18 protein-coding genes are annotated in these 20,048 nt (G+C 70.5%); 8 read left to right on the top strand and 10 right to left on the bottom strand.

Annotated features, from left to right (window positions below; genetic code table 11):
• Positions 1 to 73: 73 nt before the first annotated feature.
• Together AB0O28_RS20890 and AB0O28_RS20885 are read left to right on the top strand one after the other, a co-directional pair.
• A complete protein-coding gene (locus tag AB0O28_RS20890; RefSeq protein ID WP_363642492.1) occupies positions 74 to 1,399 on the top strand; it encodes an MFS transporter in 1,326 nt (441 codons plus the stop codon).
• 183 nt (positions 1,400 to 1,582) lie between these two features.
• Positions 1,583 to 2,005, top strand: a complete 423-nt coding sequence (locus tag AB0O28_RS20885; protein ID WP_363642490.1) for an SRPBCC family protein — start codon at positions 1,583 to 1,585, stop codon at positions 2,003 to 2,005.
• A gap of 47 nt (positions 2,006 to 2,052) precedes the next feature.
• Here the strand turns inward: AB0O28_RS20885 and AB0O28_RS20880 are convergent, their stop codons facing one another.
• Positions 2,053 to 3,975 (bottom strand): adenylyl cyclase, encoded by a 1,923-nt coding sequence (locus AB0O28_RS20880; RefSeq protein ID WP_363642489.1) that lies wholly within the window; start codon positions 3,973 to 3,975, stop codon positions 2,053 to 2,055.
• Between the two features lie 259 nt (positions 3,976 to 4,234).
• Between AB0O28_RS20880 and AB0O28_RS20875 the strand changes: the two genes are divergently transcribed.
• Positions 4,235 to 4,861 (top strand): methyltransferase domain-containing protein, encoded by a 627-nt coding sequence (locus tag AB0O28_RS20875; protein WP_363642487.1) that lies wholly within the window; start codon positions 4,235 to 4,237, stop codon positions 4,859 to 4,861.
• Positions 4,862 to 4,931: 70 nt separating this feature from the next.
• On the opposite strand, the gene AB0O28_RS20870 is transcribed toward AB0O28_RS20875, so the two are convergent.
• Complete coding sequence (locus AB0O28_RS20870; protein ID WP_363642485.1) at positions 4,932 to 5,603, bottom strand: hypothetical protein; 672 nt, start codon at positions 5,601 to 5,603, stop codon at positions 4,932 to 4,934.
• A gap of 177 nt (positions 5,604 to 5,780) precedes the next feature.
• On the opposite strand from AB0O28_RS20870, the gene AB0O28_RS20865 reads away from it, so the two are divergent.
• The 3 genes from AB0O28_RS20865 to AB0O28_RS20855 all read left to right on the top strand — a co-directional run bounded on the left by AB0O28_RS20865 (position 5,781) and on the right by AB0O28_RS20855 (position 9,806).
• Positions 5,781 to 7,013 carry a HupE/UreJ family protein gene (locus AB0O28_RS20865; protein WP_363642483.1) on the top strand — a complete coding sequence of 411 codons (1,233 nt, stop codon included), beginning with the start codon at positions 5,781 to 5,783 and terminating at the stop codon, positions 7,011 to 7,013.
• A 116-nt stretch (positions 7,014 to 7,129) separates the two neighbouring features.
• Entirely contained in the window at positions 7,130 to 8,653 is a 1,524-nt protein-coding gene (locus AB0O28_RS20860; protein ID WP_363642481.1) for a metallophosphoesterase family protein, read from the top strand.
• 130 nt (positions 8,654 to 8,783) lie between these two features.
• Positions 8,784 to 9,806, top strand: a complete 1,023-nt coding sequence (locus AB0O28_RS20855) for a hypothetical protein (RefSeq protein ID WP_363642479.1) — start codon at positions 8,784 to 8,786, stop codon at positions 9,804 to 9,806.
• A gap of 21 nt (positions 9,807 to 9,827) precedes the next feature.
• Here the strand turns inward: AB0O28_RS20855 and AB0O28_RS20850 are convergent, their stop codons facing one another.
• Together AB0O28_RS20850 and AB0O28_RS20845 are read right to left on the bottom strand one after the other, a co-directional pair.
• Positions 9,828 to 10,712: a hypothetical protein gene (locus tag AB0O28_RS20850; protein WP_363642477.1), complete on the bottom strand. Its 885-nt coding sequence runs from the start codon at positions 10,710 to 10,712 to the stop codon at positions 9,828 to 9,830.
• 41 nt (positions 10,713 to 10,753) lie between these two features.
• Positions 10,754 to 12,880, bottom strand: coding sequence for a prolyl oligopeptidase family serine peptidase (locus AB0O28_RS20845; protein ID WP_363642475.1), 2,127 nt, complete (start codon positions 12,878 to 12,880; stop codon positions 10,754 to 10,756).
• A 507-nt stretch (positions 12,881 to 13,387) separates the two neighbouring features.
• Here AB0O28_RS20845 and AB0O28_RS20840 point away from each other — a divergent pair.
• On the top strand, positions 13,388 to 14,296 hold the full coding sequence (locus AB0O28_RS20840; protein WP_363642473.1) for an RNA polymerase sigma-70 factor: 909 nt from the start codon (positions 13,388 to 13,390) through the stop codon (positions 14,294 to 14,296).
• Positions 14,297 to 14,354: 58 nt separating this feature from the next.
• On the opposite strand, the gene AB0O28_RS20835 is transcribed toward AB0O28_RS20840, so the two are convergent.
• The 6 genes from AB0O28_RS20835 to AB0O28_RS20810 form a co-directional block, all read right to left on the bottom strand.
• Positions 14,355 to 15,284, bottom strand: a complete 930-nt coding sequence (locus AB0O28_RS20835; RefSeq protein WP_363642471.1) for an SDR family oxidoreductase — start codon at positions 15,282 to 15,284, stop codon at positions 14,355 to 14,357.
• 91 nt (positions 15,285 to 15,375) lie between these two features.
• Positions 15,376 to 15,876 (bottom strand): EF-hand domain-containing protein, encoded by a 501-nt coding sequence (locus AB0O28_RS20830; protein WP_363642469.1) that lies wholly within the window; start codon positions 15,874 to 15,876, stop codon positions 15,376 to 15,378.
• A gap of 108 nt (positions 15,877 to 15,984) precedes the next feature.
• Positions 15,985 to 16,230, bottom strand: coding sequence for a hypothetical protein (locus tag AB0O28_RS20825; protein ID WP_363642467.1), 246 nt, complete (start codon positions 16,228 to 16,230; stop codon positions 15,985 to 15,987).
• Between the two features lie 35 nt (positions 16,231 to 16,265).
• Complete coding sequence (locus tag AB0O28_RS20820; protein ID WP_363642465.1) at positions 16,266 to 17,396, bottom strand: low temperature requirement protein A; 1,131 nt, start codon at positions 17,394 to 17,396, stop codon at positions 16,266 to 16,268.
• Between the two features lie 484 nt (positions 17,397 to 17,880).
• Positions 17,881 to 18,189, bottom strand: coding sequence for a hypothetical protein (locus AB0O28_RS20815; protein WP_363642463.1), 309 nt, complete (start codon positions 18,187 to 18,189; stop codon positions 17,881 to 17,883).
• A gap of 153 nt (positions 18,190 to 18,342) precedes the next feature.
• Positions 18,343 to 19,248 (bottom strand): alpha/beta hydrolase, encoded by a 906-nt coding sequence (locus tag AB0O28_RS20810; protein ID WP_363642461.1) that lies wholly within the window; start codon positions 19,246 to 19,248, stop codon positions 18,343 to 18,345.
• Between the two features lie 90 nt (positions 19,249 to 19,338).
• On the opposite strand from AB0O28_RS20810, the gene AB0O28_RS20805 reads away from it, so the two are divergent.
• The gene (locus AB0O28_RS20805) at positions 19,339 to 19,929 is read left to right on the top strand and encodes a TetR/AcrR family transcriptional regulator (protein WP_363642459.1); all 591 of its coding nucleotides are present in this window, start codon (positions 19,339 to 19,341) and stop codon (positions 19,927 to 19,929) included.
• Positions 19,930 to 20,048 lie beyond the last annotated feature (119 nt).

Below are 20,048 nucleotides of genomic sequence, written 5' to 3'. Positions count from 1 at the left end.
CGGCAGTGCTGTGCGTGGCGCGCGGCGGGGGCGTCGTGAGACACCGGATGACGGCACGTGGCGGTTGCGCGCGATGAGCCGCGACGACTCGGGCGGGCCGCGGTCCGGCGCCCGCGGCATCGGGAGCCTCGTCGCCGGCAACCTGCTCGGCGGGGTCGCCGTCGCCTCCGGATTCGCGGTCGGCGGCCTGCTCGTCGAACGGCTCGGCGGCACGTCCCTCGCGGGGCTGGGCCAGGCCGCGAGCGTGCTCGGCGCGGCGGTCGCCGCGGTGCCGCTGGCCGGTGTCGCGGCCCGGCACGGGCGGCGCCGCTCACTCACCCTGGGCTACGCGATCGCCGTGCTCGGCGGCGTGCTGATCGTCACGGCCGCCGTCGTCTCCCAGGTCGTCGTGCTGCTGGCCGGGCTGGCCATGTTCGGCGTCGGCCAGGCGGTGAACCTGCAGTCCCGCTACGCCGCCGCGGACGGCGCGGCCCCCGGCGCCCGGGCCAGGGCGATGTCGATCGTCGTCTGGGCCACCACGATCGGATCCGTGGCCGGCCCCAACCTCAGCGAGGTGGCCGACCGGCTCGGCAGGCGGCTCGGGCTGCCGGGCCTCGCCGGGCCCTACCTGATCTCGGTCGTGTCGTTCGCCCTGGCGGGCGCGGTGGTCGCGCTGTTCCTCCGGCCCGCCGTACGGCCGCTCGCGCCGGTCGCCGGCGGAGCGCACGCCCCTCCCCGGACCGTGGGAGCGGCGGCGGCGCTGCGGTGGGCGGCGGCCCATCCCGCGGCGCGGTTCGCGGTCGCGCTCGTCGCGGTGGCGCACGCCATGATGGTCATGGTCATGGTCATGACGCCGCTGCACATGCAGCACCACGGCATGTCGCTGCGGCTGGTCGGTGTCGTGATCAGCCTGCACGTGCTCGGCATGTACGCCTTCAGCCCCGTCTTCGGATGGCTGGCCGACCGGCTCGGCGTGGTCAGGGTCGCGTGCGCGGGAATGCTGATGCTCGTGGCGGCCGTCGTGCTCGGCTTCGTGGCCGCGTCCGCCTCGGAGGGCAGCGCGCTCACCGCGCTCGCGCTGACCGTCCTCGGCATGGGCTGGTCGGCGTCGATGATCTCCGGGTCGGCGCTGCTCACCGGCGCCGCGCCGGACCACATACGGGTGCCGTTGCAGGGCGCCACCGACGCCGGCATGAACTACGCGGGCGCCGCGGCGGCCGCGCTGGCCGGGCCGATCCTCGCCGCCGGCGGTTTCCGCGCGGTCAACGTCGCGGCGGCGGTCATCCTGGTGCCCGCCGTCGCGGCGGCGACCGCCGTCCTCGGCCGGGGCGGCGCTCCCGCCGGCGCCCCCGGGATCCGGGGACGGCACGAGGAGTCCGCGGAGCGCGGCGCCCACCCCGCCGACACCGGCTCCGGCTGACCCTCCTCGTCCGGTCACCGGCAGCCCACCAGGACGTACTCCATGGCGACCCCTACCCTGAGAGGGGTGCCGTGACTCTACGCCGGTCACGGCACCCCCGATCGTTCCCCTTCAGGAGGTTCGGATGAGGGGTCGGGTCCGGATCTGCCGGCGTCCCTTATGGGCAGGAGTGTGACGGCTGACATGCGGTTCGAGACCGGCGTCGACATCGACGCCTCTCCTGATCGGGTCTGGCGGGTCCTGACGGACGTCGCCAGGTGGCCCGAGTTCACGCCCACCATGACCGCGGTGGAGCACCTCGACGACGGCCCGCTGAGCCCCGGCGTCCGCGTACGCATCAAGCAGCCGGGGCTTCCCCCGATGGTGTGGCAGGTGACGGAGCTCACCGACGGCAGGTCCTTCGCCTGGCAGGCGGCCGGCGGGGGCGTGACCACGCTCGCGACGCACGTGCTCACGCCCCGGGACGGCGGGGTGTCGGTTCTGCTCGGGATCGACCAGTCCGGGCCGCTGGCGCCACTGATGAGCCTGCTGATCGGCGGCCGCACCCGCAGATACGTCCGCACGGAGGCCGAGAGTCTCAAGCGGCGCTGCGAATCCGGCTCCTGAGGGGGCCGGAGTCCGGGGACGCCGGCCCACCTGCGCGAACAGGGTGACTACTGGGCCGGGTAGTCCGCGACGTACTGCGGCGCTCCGACCTTGGTCGTGTCGGCCGCGTCGCCGACGCCGTTGACGACGTGGTCGATCGTCCCGGCGTTGAGGTTGACCGTCATGATGTGGTGCAGCTTCACGCCCGGGGTCGCCGGAACCTCGAAGCCGTTCTCGGTGTGGATGGACGGGTTGTTCTGGTTGAAGACGTAGACGCCCGCGCCGTACAGGTTGTGCCGCTTCACGCGGTCGCCGACCTTGTAGCCGGCGTAGCCCTTCACGCGGCCGTTCATCCAGTCGGCCTGCGTGGGCGGGTCGTACGGCAGCTCGTTCTGGTAAAGGATCGTCGTGCCGTCCTCGCCGTTCCAGACGGTGTTGTACCGCTGAAAGTGCTCGACGAACAGGCCGGTCGCCGTGACGTGGTCGCCGTTGACGACGGCGCCGTAGCGGCCGATGTTGGTGTTCCAGCGCTGGGTGTCGGTGAAGCCCTCGACCCCGTGGTCGGCGCGCCACACCCACGTGTGGTCGATCAGCACGTTGTCGCTGTTGACCTCGAGAGCGGTCTCGGTCTTGCCGACGTGCGGCCCGCCCACGCGGAAGTACACGTCGGACAGGGTCGTCGGGTTGTCCGCCGGGGCCCTGCGCCCGCCGTGCTCTCTGCCCACCCGCAGCAGGACGGGGGACTTCTGCGGACCCGCGTCGACGGTGACTCCGGCGATGATCACACCGGGCACGTCGGCGACGTCCAGCGGGATCGAGCCGCGTACGGCGGTGAGCGTGGCGTGCCCGACGCCGAGGACCACGGTGTCCGGTCGCTTGACCTCGATGCTCCGCGCGATGTCGTACACGCCGGGCGTCAGCAGCAGGTTCTTACCGCGCGCGAGCTGGCTGTTGATGGTCTGCACCGAATCCGACGGCTTCGCGACGTAGAAGTCCGACAGCGGCACCGTGCGGCCCGGGGTCATGCCGTTCGCCCACGAGACACCGCGCGTGTTCGTCCTGGCCGCGGGCACGCGGACGTTGAGCCTGCCCTGCGCGTCGGCGTACAGGTAGGGCTTCTCCCGGCTCACGGGAGTGGCGTCGACCGTGGTGTAGGGCGGGTTCGGGAACCCGGACTCGTCCGGCGCGCCGACGACCCCCGAGAAGACCTGGTTCCACACGGCGTTGGACCACCCGGCGACCTCGGTGTTGCGGGTCAGCCACTGCTGCTGGGAACCGTTGGTGACGGACGGCAGCTTGGAGTCGGCGATGAACCCGCCGCTGGCGTACTGCGGGCCGGCGGTGCAGTAGTCCATCAGCGACAGGGTGCCGCCACTGATGTTGAGGCGGCGCATGGACACCGCCTGCGAGACGGCCCAGAAATTCGCCGTCTGGCGGCAGTCGTCCTGGCCCGCGCCGTTGACGTTGACCGACAGGTTCGACAGCGTGCGCCAGAAGTTGACGAGCGCGAGGCAGTTGCCGGTGCCGTTGTTCTCCAGGCAGCGGTTGTAGACCTCGACCTTGCCGTTGATGACCACATCGGTGGGCGATGCGCCCAGGCCGGCGATCTCGGTGTAGTAGCCGACCTTGATCTGCAGCGGGTGCTCTGCTGTGCCGTACGTGCCGGGCTTGAAGAGGTAGGCGTGGCGCTCGGCGCCCATCTCGTTGTCGACCTGCGCGGCGTGCGCCGCGTCCAGAGTCGCCTGGATCTCCTCGACCGGCATGCCCGGATCGAAGACGGTGACGTTCGGCCCGAGGTCGACGACTCCAGGAAGCCCGTGATTCCCATGATTTCCGGGGTTACCGGGGCCGGGTGCCGCGGCGGCGGCCGTCGCTCCCGCCGTCACGACGACGGTCGTCAGCACGAGACCGAACGTCAACGCCCGGTCGATCAGCCGGCGGCGTGGCCGCCGCCGTAGAGGACTCCCACTGCCAGGGGTGTGGGTCGTCATGCGGTTGGTCCTTTCCGCTGCGTGACCCTGCGAGAGAGCGCTCTCTCGCAGGCTGGCCTTGTATAAAGCCCTGAAAAATGTGTGGGACGTTTGTACCGCGTGAACCCGCCTCGGCGCTATGGCCTGAGTGCCCTTGATCTCCGCGGTGGGCGGGCACGCCGGAGCGCCTGATCGAGCCCGCCGCTGGAGGACCGGGAGGCGTACGAGGACCAGTGCTGCAGCCGGCCTGTGGGCGGCTCCCGTTGGCTAGGGTCGATCTATGCGGGCTACCACGGACGCCGACGTACGCCGGGTGTTCGACCGGATGGCGGATCGGTACGACAGCCAGATGCTGGCCTGGGAGCGCCGTCTGTTTCCGGGCAGCCGCGAGTGGGCCGTCGGGCAGGCGCGTGGTCAGGTCGTGAAAATCGCGGTCGGCACCGGGCTCAACCTCCCGCTGTACGCCGCCGACGCCACGGTGATCGGGATCGAGCTTTCCGAGCGCATGCTGGAACTGGCGCGGCGGCGGGTGGCGCAGGCCGGCCTCGGCGAGCGAGTCGAGCTGCGGCAGGGCGACGTGCAACGTCTGGACCTGCCCGACGGCGTCGCCGACACGGTGCTGTCGACGTTCACGATGTGCACCATCCCGGATCCGCCGGCCGCGGCACGCGAGGCGTATCGCGTGCTGAAGCCGGGCGGGCGGTTCGTGCTGGCCGAGCACGGTCCTTCGAGCAACCCGGTCATCCGGGCCGGGATGCGGCTGCTGGAACCGCTGTCGGTGCGGTTCGAGGCCGACTACCTCACCCGCGATCCCCGGCCCTACCTGGAGCAGGCCGGTTTCGCGATCGAGTCGGTAGCACGGACGACCCGCGGGATCGGCTTCCGGGTGCTGGCCGTCCGGCCCTGACCCGGCCGGCTCGCGAAACCGTCGCGGCCGTCGTCAGCCCACACCGGCGAGCCCGCCGGGGAGACGCGACCTAGTCGAGCCAGAGCACGATGCCGGTCATGCCGTTGAGCACGGCCGCGGCACCGGCCCGGACCGCACGCCCGGCACGCTCGGGGGTGAAGCTGGCGGGATCGTACGCCGAGGACATGCCGAGCCCCTCGCCGCGGAACGACGCACCGGTCCAGTCGGCGGCGGTGACGTTCTCCGTGGGCTCGGCCAGCTCCGCGCCGACCACGAGAAACTGCTGGTCCAGGTGGTTGGGGGTGACCAGGGCCAGGGGGTCGACGAGGTCGTCGCCGGCGCTGACGACGAGGTCGGGCCTCATGTCGATGGCCCTGCCGATGGTCGGCACGAACTGGTCCGGCCGCGCGGCCGTGAGGGTCCTGAGGCTGACGCCCTCCTCCTCGGCCCACGCCGTCACCGCGCTCGCCAGCGTCGTGGTCTGGCGGTCCTCCCCCGCGGTGAGCAGCACCACACGATAGCCCTCCGGCGGACGGACCCCGTTCCATGAGCCGGGCCGGGGCGTGATCGTCGCCTCCGGTGCCGGTGACGCGGCCGGGAAGAAGCCCGGGCCGGGGGTGCCGACGGCGGTGGGCTTCGCGTGCGGCCGGGACCAGTCGTCGGCGGAGCCGCATCCGCCGGCCGGCAGGGCGATCGCGACCGCCGCGGCCAGTGTGCAGGCAGGCAGAAGCCGAGAGCGCATGGGGATCGTCCTTCAAGGTGGTGCCGGGAAGTGCGCCTATTTCCTACCGCATGATCTGCGGCTTTCGGCGCCGAGGCCGTCTCCGCCGGGCGTGATTCCTCGACGGTTCTCGCGCGAGATACCGCTCGTTCATCTCAATCGAGCAGATTTCGTACGCCAAAGCCGAAAAGGAGTCATATGTCCCCCGCCGCTCGGCGTCGTGTCTGTGCTGTCATCGCCGCCGCAGCCGTGGCCGTCCTGTTCAGCGCCCTTTCCGCCGCGCTGGGTGCCCTGCCCGCCCTCGCTCACGGGTTCACCTCGACGGTTTACGTCAACCTCGTCTCGCCCCGGGCCGGGCACGTCCGCACCGAGCTCCAGCTGGAGTACGACCTGCTCGTCGTCTCCGCCGCCGACTCCGAGAAGGACGACCCGCTCTTCCGGGCGGGCACCGCGGCGTTCGAGGCCGGTGACGCGGCACAGCAGGCCGCCGCGCTCGACGCCCACACCGGCTCGGTCGTCGCGTACGTCACCGAACGCTTCGGCGTCACCGCCGGGGGCACGGCGTGCGCCCCGGTCAAGGACGGCGGCTTCACGATCGGGCGGCGCGAGGGCGTCCCGTACGCGCGGCTGACCCTCGACTACCGGTGCCCGGGGTCCGCCGACGCGCACGAGGTGCGCAGCGCGCTGTTCGCCGGCTCCGAGGGGTACGTGCGCGACAGCAAGACGATCGTCACCTACGACCTCGACCTGACGTCGGGGAGCACCGCCCTCGACGCTAAGCATCGGTCGTTCTCCACGCAGCAGTCCTGGTTCGAGCGGTTCTGGCAGTTCTTCCGGCTCGGGGCCGAGCACCTGCTCGGCGGGATCGACCACATCCTGTTCCTGCTGGCGCTCATCGCGGGGTCGCGCCGCCTGCGCGAGATCGTGCTGGCGGCGACGACCTTCACGCTGGCCCACTCGGTGACCTTCGTCCTCGCCGCCCTCGGCCTCGTGGAGGCGCCCGCGGCGTTCGTCGAGCCCGTCATCGCGCTCTCGATCGCGGTCGTCGCGGGCTGGCACCTGTGGCGGCTCTGGCGACGCCGCTCGCACGCCACGGACCTCGAGACCGCCGGTCACGGCCGCCTCGGCCTGGACCACGCGGGCTGGACGCGGCTCGCGGTGGTCTTCTGCTTCGGCCTCGTGCACGGTCTCGGCTTCGCCGCGGCCCTGGGCATCGACCAGGCCTGGTCGTGGACGCTCCTGTGGTCGCTGCTCGTCTTCAACGTGGGCATCGAGGTCGTCCAGCTGACGATCATCGTCGCCGTCTTCCCGCTGCTCGCCCTGCTGCGTCATCGCCGGCCGATCGCGGGGCTGTGGACGACCGGGGCGATCGCGGCCGGCGTGTCCGCGATGGGCCTGGTGTGGTTCGTCCAACGCGTTCTCGGAACCTGAGATCACGGCACAACTTCCGGCAAGCGCAACGGCTCGCCTGCCCCACGTTCATCTCCGCGACACCGAATCCCGAAATCGTGCAAATCGCTCCAATACCCCCAAATGGATGGAAAGCAATGAAGCTCGACAAGGGGACTCAGGGCCCCAGCGTCCTGCGCCGGGTGGCCGTGAGCGCCACGGCGGCGGCCCTCGGCGCCGGCGCCGTGTTCGGCGGCCTTGCCACCGCGGCCCACGCCGACAGCGCGACGCTCACCGGCATCGTCCTCGGCGTGGGCGCCGACGAGACGCAGCGCGTTCTGTCGTGGTACTCCTCGGCCGGCACCGCGCAGGTGGTGCAGGTCGCGCCGGCGTCCAAGGTCGTCGACGGCCGGTTCCCCGCGAACGCCGTCACCTTCCCCGCCACGGTCACCGCGAACGTCGTCAACGGCGGCTACAACGCGCACGCCACGATCGACAGCCTGAAGCAGAACACCGCGTACTCCTACCGGGTCGGCGCCGAGGGCGACTGGTCCCCGACGTACTCCTTCACGACCCAGGACTTCAACGGCAACAACCTCGACTTCCTGTTCTTCGGCGACCCGCAGATCGGCTCGTCCGGCAACGTGGCGAAGGACGGCGCCGGGTGGGAGGACACCCTGAACGTCGCCCTCGCCGCCAACCCGAAGGCCGAGCTGCTGGTCTCCGGCGGCGACCAGGTCGAGTCGGCCAACACCGAGACGCAGTGGAACGCGTTCCTCGCGTCCGACAAGCTGCGCCAGTATCCCTGGGCCGCCACAATCGGCAACCACGACGTCGGCGGCAAGGCGTACGAGCAGCACTTCTGGACGCCGAACACCGACCGTTCCGCGCCGTACTACAACGGCAGCGCGACGACCCGGTCGGGGGGCGACTACTGGTTCAAATACAAGAACATCCTGTTCATCGACATCAACAGCAACGCGTACGCGAGCGGCTCCGACGCCGCGCACATCGCCTACATCACCGATGTCGTCAACAAGCACGGCGCCGGCGCCAAGCACACGGTGCTCATCTACCACCACGCGATCTACTCGCCGGCCAGCCACGCGAACGACGCCGACAACAAGGTGCGCCGCCAGGACTTCCCGACGGCCTTCTCGAAGCTCGGCGTCGACCTGGTCCTGCAGGGTCACGACCACAGCTACTCCCGCAGCTACGTGATCAAGAACGGGCAGAAGGCGAACAAGGACGAGCAGCCCGGCGCCACCGAGGTGTCCAAGGGCCCGGGCGGCGTCATCTACGTGACGGCGAACTCGGCCTCGGGTTCCAAGTACTACGACCTCACCGCCCCCGACACGAACAAGGACCCGAACTACGGTCCCGACCCGCTGAACCCCAAGAACCACTGGGCCAACTCGGTCGAGAACCAGGAGCACGTCCGTACGTACGTGCGGGTCCAGGTGCGCGGGAACAAGCTCGTCGTCGAGAACATCCGCAGCGGCACCTGCGCCGCTCCCAACGCCGCGGTGGAGCTGGGCCAGGAGTCGTGGTGCGGCCCGGACAGCGGCGCGAGCGCCGCTCAGCCGGTCGGCTCCACGGTCGACAAGGTCGTGATCCACACGAACGAGGGCAAGGCCGGCGAGGACAAGCAGGCCGCCTCCGAGTCCGACTGGCTCCAGTAGACGGCCGAGGGTGAGCGGGGTCACGACGAGCTGATCGGCCCCGCTCACCCCGGTGGGCACCGTCGAGGCGCCCGCCCCACGGCACGTCGTCCTGTCCCGCCGCTTCCGGAACCACCCGAGGACCGATCAGATGCACCCGTCAAGGCCGCGTACGACAACCGCGGCACGCTCCCTCGCCCGAGCCGTCCTCGTGGCGCTGCTCGCCGCGTCCGGTCTGATCGGAACGGGGACGGGCCCCGCCGCGGCGGCGGACGGCGAGGTCACCTGGACGGTCGCGACGGCCTCCGGCGACTTCGGGCCCGGCCGGCGCAACTACAGCTACACCCTGGACCCGGGCGGGCGGGCCGAGGACGGTCTCGTGGTCGCCAACCACGGCACGACGCCGCTCCACCTGAGCGTGTACGCCGCGGACGCGTTCACCACCGGGCAGGGCCGGCTCGACCTGCTCGGTGCGGACGCGAGGTCGACGGGGGTGGGCGCGTGGGTCCACCCGGACCGGCCCGGCGTGACGGTACGGCCCGGAGAGTCGGCCGAGATGCCGTTCACGGTCGCGCTTCCCGACGACGCCGCGCCCGGCGAGTACATGGGCGGCATCGTCACCACGCCGACCGGCGCGGCGGACGGGCGGCGTCTCGGCATCCGGATCCGCCTGCGCGTGGGCGGAGAGCTCAAGCCGAGCCTGTCGGTGGAGGACCTGGACGTGCGCTATTCCGGCACGCCCAATCCGCTCGGGACGGGCGAAGCCACCGTCACGTACACGATCCGCAACGACGGCAACAGCGTTCTCACCGCCCGTCAGGCGGTGTCCCTGTCCGGTCCCTTCGGGCGCTGGGACGCCCGCGCGGGACACATCGACGACTCGCCACGGCTGCTGCCGGGCGACACCTGGAAGGTCTCCGTACCGGTGCACGGAGTGACTCCCGCGCTGCGGCTGACGGGGACGGTCACGCTCGTCCCGCTGCTCACCGACGCCGCGGGCTCGACCGCTCCGCTCGCCGCCGTCGAGGGCACCGCACACGCGTGGACCCTCCCCTGGGCACTGCCGCTTGTCCTCGTCGTCCTCTGCGGGCTCGTCGTCGCGGCTCTGGTCTTCCGGCGCCGCCGGAAGACCACGCTCCACGAGGGACCCGGCGTACCGCTCACACAGGGATGAACCGGCGGGTCGCTGGTGATGTCACGAGTTCCTGGAACCGCACGCGTCCGGCGCACGGCGAAGACACAGGACGGGAAGCCCGCTCATCGCGTCCAGCACCACACGATCGCCCAGCGGCCTGTCGAGCTCGACGACGCCCTGGCCGCCCATGCCGGTGCCCAAGCACAGGCCGCCGCCCTGGGAGGGGACGTCGAGCCCCAGGACCACCACGTCCGGCTGCTCGCTGACCCGTAGGACGACATCGAGCGGCTCACCGCCGCAGGTCCCGTACTCGTAGCTCACCAGCAGCCGGCGTGCGCCGCGCGTCTCGACGCCCATGATCTGCTCGTCGCCCGGGTCGTGCCTGCCGACGGCGCGTTTCACGGTGTCGAGCGCCTCCTGATCGACCGCGACGCGGTCGATCGGGCCGGGCAGGTTGGAGAAGTGCAGCCGCCACGCGGGCACGGTCGCCATGCCGCGTACGGTTTCCAGCCGTATCGTCGTGAACTCCGCACCGGTCAGCTTGTACGCCTCCCCGTCGGGGTACGCGTGCCGGTCAGGCCAGATCCACTCCTCGGGCCAGGGAGACACCGCCTGCAACGCCTCCACCGGCCCGATCACGGGGACCCGCATCGCCGACCCGTCGTCCCAGCGGACCTGCCCCGCGCCCGGCGAGGCGGGGAGCGGGCCGGCCACGACCCAGCCGTATTCCTCGTCATGCTCGATCTGCTCGCGCACCTCCGGCGGCATCACGGTCAGGTCGCCGACAGGGACGAAGCCGTCGCGCCAGATCTGCGCGGCACCGCTGGCCCGCCAGATCCCCACGGCCTGTGCGGCGTGCTCTTCGAACGTGCGCGGCCCGGTCAGAAGGCGGCCGCCGCCGAGCAGCGGCACCGCGACCAACAGAGCCGTGACCAATCGCAGCATGGTGTGATCTTGGCAGGAGCCCGCCCGGAGGCGCCGGTCTTTCAGCGTGGTTCCGCGACGGCCTCCGGGAGACGCGTGGATGTCCTTCTCGGCGCCAGACCGGTGTGTTCACCGGCGAAGGCCAGGATGTCCGCGGTCAGGGCGCGTTCCTTGCTCGCGGGCGAGGCGGCGTGTGCGGTGTCGGGTTCCCTGCGCATGAGGATCGGCCGGTCACCGCTGGTGGCGTGCTGGAGGGCCGCGCACATTTTCGCGACATGAGCCTCCCCGGTCTGCAGATCGGTCACCGCGCCGGTGAGGAGGAACGCCGGGTAAGCGGCTCCTGGCACGACGTTGTGATAGGGGGAGTATCCGAGCAGCCAGCGCAGTTGGCCGGGGTCGGAGGCGCTGCCGAATTCGTCGGTCCACGTGCACCCCAGGCCGAACTGTTCATAACGCACCATGTCACACAGCGGACCTTCGGCGACGACCGCGGCGTACAGGTCCGGTCGCTGAACGGCGGCGGCGGTGACCAGCAGCCCGCCGGCGGATTGGCCGTAGATCGCCAGTTGGTCGCGGGTGGTTCGGCCGGTCTCGATGAGCCAGGCCGCGGCGTCGTTGAAGTCGCTGACCGCGCGGTGTTTGTGCGGCCCGCGACCGGCGTCGTGCCAGCGCTGGCCCTCTTCGCCGCCTCCGCGTACGCAGGCGACCGCGTAGGTGCCGCCGGCGCCGACCCATGCGGCCGCCAGGGGGAAGAACCACGGGCGCATCGGCATGCCGAAGCTGCCGTAGCCGTACAGGAGAGTGGGGCGCGGCCCCTGACGATCCTCGTCCGGAGTGAACAGGAACAGCGTGATCTCGGTGCCGTCACCGGCGCGACAGCCCACGGCACCGCTGCGGATCTCCGGAGTGCGTCCCGCTGTCGCGGCACCGGCTTCCTGCTCCGTCGTGCCGAGCACCGCGTCGTAGCGATAGATGGTGGGAGGTGTGGTCGCGTCGCAGTAGCTGAACCACGCCCGATGTCCGTGCGGGACACCGGCGCGCAGGGATGACACGACGCCGGCGCCGGGAAGGGGCAGATCGGCCAGCGTCCGCCCACTCGCCAGGTCGTGCAGTGTCAGGACCGAGGTGCCGTGGCGGGCGCGTGCCACCAGCAGGAGGGGCCGCGCGAGCGCCGGGCCGTCCAGGACCAGGCACTCGTCCACGGGGGCCTCGGGATCCTCGGCTACCAGCGTGCGCCAGGAGGCCGGGTCGGCATCGTGCCGGTCCGCCACGCAGACGCGGCCGCACGGAGCCTGATAGTCGGTGACCAGCAGCAGATCGCCGTCCGCGAGGAAGCGCGGGAGGACGCGGGCGCCGATGGCGCCTCCATCCACGATCTTGACGAAACGCGGGGCCTGTGGATCGACGAGTTCGGCCACGTACACGTCGTTGCGCGCGGCGGGTCCGGCCATCGCGGTGATCGCCAGATGGCGGCCGTCGGCGCTGACCGTGAGCCCGTAATAGTGGTCCGGGGCGTCCTCCGCGCCGAACACCACCGCATCGGCCTGCCAGGGCGAGCCGATCCGGTGCAACCGCACCCGCCGGTGCAGGCGCATGTCGCCGGGGGCCAGTTCCTCGTCGGGGACTCGGCTGACGTAGTAGAACGCCTCTCCTCCCGGCAGCCAGGCGAGCGAGGTGTTGCGGGCACGCGGCAAGGGCCCGTCCACGACCTCGCCGGTACGGACGTCCAGCACCGTGATGTCGCTGCCGGGCTGCTCTGCGACCTCTAATTGCACGGCGACACGGTCACCCTCGCGCGACGGCCACCAGGCGTACAGCCCGGTGCGGCCGGACGGGTCGATTCTCGCCGGATCGACGAGCACCCGCCTGCCGCCCCCGGCTCCGACGACGAGCAGGCGCCGCTGCTCGTCCCCACGGAGCTGCTCGGCGAGGAACATGACCGGACCACGGACCATCGGAGGCTCACACACGCCGAAGGACGACAGATCATCCACCGAGGACGTCCACGAGTCCTTCTCCCGCCACCGGGCGCCGCAGGCGCGGAAGAGACGATCCTGGGCCGCGAGCCATTCCCGTACGCGTGGATCGTCGCCGTCTTCCAGCCATCGGTAAGGGTCGGGCACGGAGATTCCGGACAGATTATCCACCGTATCGCTGCGCCACGCCGCAGGGTAGAACAATCGCGCCATATACGCCCCCGATGTACGGGCCCCGCTTGAGAAGAGGTGGAGGCACTGCGGCCCGTATGCGCCGCAGTACCCCGGTCCACTCGATTACGACTCGCCGCGGAGAATGTCCGCCTGCCAGCCGCGTACGCCGCCAATGCGGGCGGCCGGAGTGGAGTCCTTATACGGCAGGTATCCAGTCATGTCAGCCTCCTGGATTCCGGCGACTCGCCCATAATGGGCGATTACGACGGCAACCGTCCCCACACCCGGGATCGATAAACACCCACGCGCTTCGCGGACCTCGACTACTGCGAAGCGAAAAGCCGTCAATCATCTTTGCGTTAAATCCCCCGAAAGAACGAGGGCATACGGGAATGCCGATGGAGATCAATTCCATCCCGCGCCTGACGGCAGAAGGACGCGGCCGGATCGACCCGGCGTCGCGAACCGTGATCCCCTGTCAACGCCCCCGGGCGGGCAGGTGAAAAGCTGTACGGGTCCATCCGCCGGCGGAACGGGGCCATCATCATGGGGGATATCGATGCGGAGAGCCATCGCAGCGGTAGAGAAGACCTCGACCAGGCGGCGGCCACCTTCGCGAGCGTGCGGCCACGCCTGTTCGGAATCGCGTACCGGATCCTGAGCAGTTCCACCGAAGCGGAAGACCTGTTACAGGACGTCTGGCTGCGCTGGCAGGCCTACGACCGCAGCACCGTGGCCGACCCGGGGGCGTTCCTCGCGACGGTGACCACGCGCCTCGCCATCAACACCCTCCAGTCCGCGCGGGTCCGCCGCGAGACGTACGTCGGCCCGTGGCTTCCCGAACCCGTCGACACCGGTAACGACCCCCACCTGGGCGCCGAACGAGGCGAAGCCCTCGGCTTCGCGGTCCTGCTCCTGCTGGAGAAGCTCTCGCCCACCGAACGCGCGGCCTACGTGCTGAGAGAAGCGTTCGACTATCCCTATCGGCAGATCGCCGAGATCCTCGAGGCCAGTGAGGTCGCGGTGCGGCAACTCGTCAGCAGGGCACGCAAACACATCGTCTCCGAGCGCCGGGCACCGGTGACCCGAGCCGACCAGCGCAGGCTGCTCACCGCCTTCGTCGCCGCCGCCCGCTCAGGCGACCTCGCCGCGTTGGAAGAGCTCCTCGCCGCGGACGTCGTCAGTTACTCCGACGGCGGCGGCGCCGTCCGCGCCTCGCGCATCCCCGTGATCGGCGCGCTCCGGGTCGCGAAGTACATCAGAGCGTTCGCGGATCACTTCTGGGCCGGGGTCGAGGTGGAATGGGCCGACGTGAACGGGCAGGCGGCTGCTCTGCTGCGTCACGACGGCGAGCTGTTCACGGTCCTCACCGTCAACGCCTCCGACGAGGGCATCGACCAGGTGCTGTGGATGATGAACCCTGCCAAGATCTCCGCGCTGTCCGCCCCGGGCTGACGCCGTCGCCTCGCGCGCCGGGTGACGGCCGCCGGCCGTGAAGCCGTCTCGCCCTTCCTCAGGCGGGGAACTCGACCCCGGCCAGTCGCTCGGAGACGGTCCACAGCCGGGCCGCGTCGCGCTCGACCCGGACCGATCTGTAGAGGGGCAACTCCGTGGGTCCACCGGTGAACTGGCCGATGCCGTCGGGGCCGTAGAAACGGCCGCCCTGCGCCTGAGGGCTCGTGGCCGCGTACAGGGCCGGCTGCAGCCCGGCGTCGACCGTCTGTACGAACAGACCCCACCGGAGGAGTAGCGTCATGATCCTCTCGTAGGGTGCGGAACGGGTGCGGCCCAGGTTCGGGCCGGACGCGTAGAGGTTCGTCAGGGTCGTGCCGGGGTGCGCGACGGTGCTGACGACGCCCCACCCGCCGGCCCTGCTGCGCCGGTCCAGTTCGAGCCCGAAGAGAAGGTTGGCCAGCTTCGACTGACCGTACGAGCGGATCGGCGAGTATTTTCGTTCACTCTGCAGGTCGGCCCAGTCGATGGCGGCGGAGCGGGCGGCGCTGCTGGACATCGTGGTGACCCGCGCTCCGCGCAGGCGCAGCAGCGGAAGGAGCCGTGCCACCAGCGCCACATGGCCGATGTGGTTGGTGCCGAACTGCAACTCCAGGCCGTCCGCGGTGGTCTGCCGGGTGGCGGGGGCCATCACGCCCGCGTTGTTGATCAGGATGTCGATCGGGCGGGCCTCGCGACGAAGGGTGGCGGCGAGCGCCGCGATCGATTGCAACGAGGCCAGGTCGAGCTCACGAGTGGAGACGGAGGCCTTCGGCACGGCCGAGTGGATCTTCTGGACGGCGGCGGCGCCCTTGGCGGAATTGCGGACCGGCAGCACGACCTCGGCCCCGGCCTGCGCCAGTCGTATGGCCAAGCCGAGACCGAGCCCGTCGCTCCCGCCCGTCACCACGGCCACCTTGCCGGTCAAATCGGGAACGCTCCCGGCATCCATAGCAAGCCTCCTGGTCAACAGAGAGTTCCGGTCTGCCGAAAAAGACAGGCCAGGGTTCTCGTCTGTGACACGTGCGAGGCGCCGGCCCCGGCTACTCCACGTGAGTGCCGAAGACGTAGGCCCCGGGAGCGTTCGGGTCGTCGCCTGCCCAGAACTCGGTCCAGTGGGTGCGGAACTCGTCGCGGGTGAGGTGGCCGTCACCGTCCAGGTCCAGGCGCGGGAAGATGTCGTCGGTCGCCGTGGGCGTGCCGTTCCACGTCTCGATGAGCGCGCCGTACTCCGAACGGGAGATGAGGCCGTCCCCATTGAGGTCGACGGCCTCGAACATGGCGTCGGCGGTGGCGGAGACGGCGTCCGCCCTGTCGCCGAGGCCGTCCACGACGAGGAGCACCTCGTCGAGGGTGACCGCGTTGTCGCCGTCGAGGCCCGAGGCGGCCCGGAGCACCGGCCACCAGCCGGTCATGACGGCGGCGAGCCGCTCAGGATCGGCCGATCCGGCGACCTCCGTCCAGCGGCGGGCGAGCGCCTGGAAGTCCGCCTCGGTCAGCCGGCCGTCGCCGTCCACATCCATGGCCCGGAAGACTCCGTTCACCTTTCTCCGCTGGAACTCACTGGCCACATCCGTCTCCGTTCCTCGAGGGAGACTCAATGATGCCAAGGGGTCACTTTCGGTGACCATAGTCACCGGGTGACTAAAGCATTACGCAGAGTGGAACGCGCATCCGAATGAGCCGTGGCGCCCGCGGCCGTCGAACACGTTGATGTGGCCGGTGCCGTCGTACCAGGTGTTCTCGATCGCCGGGACCGCGACCAGCTCCTTCTGGCCGGCGTTGAACTTCTCGGCGCTCTCGTGCAGGTAGCGCCACTCGGCGTCCCGCCAATCGTCGACGGAGTCGCCGTCGTCGGGACGAACGTCGTGGCCGCCGTGAAGCCGCAGGCCGGGCACCGAGCCGGACCACCCTTGCCCTCGACTCGCCGCGGTCATCCCCGCCGGTTGGCGGCGAACTCCCATACGTCGACGGCGACGACCACCACGACCAGCAGGCAGAGTGCGCCCAGAGCGGGGACGAGACGGGCGACCGGCAGCAGCGCCGGCATGAGCACGGCCCCGGCCAGCCGGATTCGGGGCACCGAGCGCGAGATGCGCCATCCCGTGTAGGCGAGGGTGGCGACGAAGAGCGCGCAGCCCCCGAACAACAGGACGCCCGGCGTGCCGCCCAGGTGGTGGCCCGGCCGGTGCACGGCCTCCCCGACGCCGTACGCCACGCAGACGATGCCGGCGATGAGACCGAAGTGCGCGTACGTGAGGATCTGCCGCACGGTGTCCGCGGGCACCCGCGAGGTTTCCACCGCGTGGTGCACGGCCTCGGCGGCGAACTCGAAGTACATCCACCACAAGCCGCCGACCAGCACGAACGCGACGGCCACGGCCACACCCACGCCGGTGTCCAGCGCGCCGTGGGCCGCGGCGGGCGCACCGAGCGCGACGACCGACTCGCCGAGCGCGATGATCAGGAACAGGCCGAACCGTTCGGACAGGTGCGCCGGGTGGAACCGCACGACCCGGCTCACCCGCCTGCGGGTCAGCGCCGGCGCGGCGATGTCGACCACCGCCGCCACCGTCCACAGCGCGACCTGCCAGGCCCCGCCCAGAGCCGCGCCGGCCAGCCGCAGCGGCGCGGCCACGAACACGGCGACGCTGAACGGGTTGGCGAACCACCCACGGGTGCGGGCCACCAACACCAGCAACAGCGTCCGGACCGCGAGATAGGAGACGGCGAACAGCATCGCCCGCTCGCCGTACGCGCCGGGGATGGCCAGTGTCATGAGCAGGCTGCCGAGCCCGGCGGCCAGGATCCCGAAGCGGTCGACCGCGTTGTCGACGTCGCGGGTGTTCGTGTGGACCGACGTGCTCACCCACACCCAGTAGACCGGGACGAAGACCACCAGTGCCCGGCCCAGCCCGGCCAGGGAGTCGTCCGCGTGCAGCGAGGCGGACAACTGCGTGACGGCGAAGACGAAGACGAGGTCGAAGAACAACTCCGCCCAGGTGACCCGCTTGGCCGCCGGTGTTCGCGCCGCGGCGCCGGCCGCCGGGGCGTCCGCGGTCACGAGTCGAAATCCGTCCGAAGCGAGCGGACATATCCCATGATCAGCAAATATAACCCAAGGGCCGGGTCCGCACCGGGCGTATCACGCCCACGCGGTCTCGGAGGGCGGTACGTCGCGCACCACGTTGAGACAGGTCACGACCGCACGGACATGGCGGTGGTCCCGGTCGGACAGCTGCAGGCCGAGCTTGTCCGATCTCGGACAGTTCGGCGTGGTCGCCGATGCAGGCCAGCAGCGGCTGTCCCTACTCGCCCGGCAGCGCCGCCGGGTTCGGCACGTATCCGCAGGTGACCCCTTCGGTAGTAGGTATCGCCAGGAGAGCACGAAGACCGCCCCCGAGCCCGTCGTGAAGAGCGACCATCGTCACCAGGCGCAGGCACCGCTTTCAGCGGCACCTGCGCCTACGGCTTCTACAGATCCAGCTGTGCGGCACCAGGTCGTGCAGGACTCGCGGCCGTCTTCCAGGTGTCTGTCGTCCCCCGGCTCAGCGGTTGGTCCACAGGTGCCAGAACCAGTCGCCCTCCGAGCAGGTGTAGTGCTCCCAGTGGCCTCGATCGATCCCTCCCTGGCCGGCTGCCACGCAGTTGGCGTGGCTCGTATACCAGGTGCGGTACACATCGTCTCCGGCGGGCCGCTGGGCAGCGCCGCTGTCCCGGATCCCGACTACGCCCGGTGGCGGTTGCGCCGGCAGAGTGGCCGCCGTGGCAGGCAGGGCGGCGGCGCCGGCTGCCAGCACCAGGGCGGCGGCGCCGGCCAGACGGCGGACGAGGGTGGGAATGCTGGAGAGCGTCAAGGAGCCTCCTCGGCAGTTGTGGTGGTCACCCCCAGATCCTGATGCAACTCTCTGTTACGTAACAACTACCTGAAGTGACATAGTCGCCTGTCGGTCAGACGGCTTCAGCTCACCCACGGGGGCGCACGGCTGCGGCGGCCGAAGGGGAGCACGCTAGTCGGAGGCCGGCTGTGTACGGCCGGCCAGGGCGCAGAGCCTGTCGATGATGGCGGGCCAGAGTTCGCGTGGAAGGTTGTGGCCCATACCCGGATAGAGGACGAGACGGGCGCCGGGAATGGCGGCTGCGATCTCCTTCGCCGCGCGCGGCCGGATCATCGGGTCGTCCTCGCCGTGGATGACCAGGGTGGGCACGTCTATCACGGCCAGCCGGGGCAGCAGGTCACCGGTTGCCGCAGCCGCGGCGGACTGGCGCATCTCTCCGCCCGCGGGGCCGGAGTCGCGCTCATAGGACACGCCCGCGGCGTGGCGCCACCATGCCTCGTCGAGCGGATAACCGGGCGATCCGAGGATCCGCATGGCGTCGACGACGCGTTGGATCGCCCCCTCCCTGCCTGTGGGGTACCTCTTGAGACTCTGGCCGAGCACCAGTTTGAACACGGTCGACATGTTCACCCTGCCGCGCTTCCAGCCGGCGTAGGCGGAGGAGACGGTGAGGGTGCGCACCCTCTCGGGGTGCCGGATCGCGGCGAGCTGGGCGATGGCGCCGCCCAGAGACGCTCCGAAGAGGTGCGCGCCGCTCCAGCCGAGCGCGTCCATCACGGCGAGGGCGTCGTCGGACATGTCCTCCAGCCGGTACGCCGCCGCCCTGCCGGCCCTGAACCAGTCCTTGGCCAGGCCCGGCCGCCCGGCCTCGGGAAAGTGGGTCGACAGGCCGGCGTCGCGGTTGTCGAACCTGGCCACGGCGAAGCCTCTATCGGCCAGCATGGCGCACAGGTCGTCGGGCCACATCACCATCTGCATGGCCGTGCCCATGATCAGCAGTAACGGGTCGCCGTCCGGCGATCCGAACGTCTCGTAGGCGATCTCCACCGCGCCGTAGCGCGTCGTCCGGATGGGCATGGGTCCTCCTTCAGAGGATTACAATGCACTCGCATCGTAAAAGCGAGAGAGACAGATTGCAATGCATCTGCATTGTGAAAGCGAACTGGCATGCCCAAACAGGTTGATCATCAGGCCCGGCGCAGGCAGATAGCCGACGCGCTGCTGCGAATCGTCGATCGCGAGGGGCTGGAGGGCGTCAGCCTGCGGCACGTGGCGGCGGAGGCCGGGGTGTCCATGGGCAGGATCCAGCACTACTTCGCCACCAAGGATCAGATGATGATTTTCGCGCTGATCCACGTGCACGAGCGCATCTACCAGCGGGTCAACGCCTGCCTCGATCCGCGCTCACCGCGCGATCTCGTCCGCAGCGCGATCATCGAGATGCTGCCCCTGGACGACGAGCGGCGCACCGAGGCCCGGATCGCGCTGGCGTTCCTCGCCCGGTCGGCCGTCGAGCCGGCGTACGCCGCGACCCTGCGAGAGGGCTACCCCTACCACACCGTCTTCTTCGCCGAGCAGATCCGGCGCGCTCAGCGGAGCGGCGAGGCGCCGGCCGATCTGGACCCCGAGCGGGAGGCCGTGCTCCTGTTCGCCATCACCCAGGGACTGGTCAACCCCACGCTGATCGGCCATTACACCGAGGAGACCGTTATCGGCGCCGTCGACCGCCACCTGGACCGCATATTCCGCGTCCGATAACGCCGCGGCAACCGAGCACAGGATCGGTGCCGACCGCGCATATCTGACATAACATCCTTCTCTTGGGCAAATACACAGAGTACCTATGCATATACGCGGAGTTGTGATGACATAGTGGC

This window comes from Microbispora sp. NPDC088329 (genome assembly GCF_040685655.1).
Classification (GTDB): domain Bacteria; phylum Actinomycetota; class Actinomycetes; order Streptosporangiales; family Streptosporangiaceae; genus Microbispora.
Note: the sequence above shows the minus strand (reverse complement) of the source record. Positions and strands in the feature narration are given on the sequence as shown.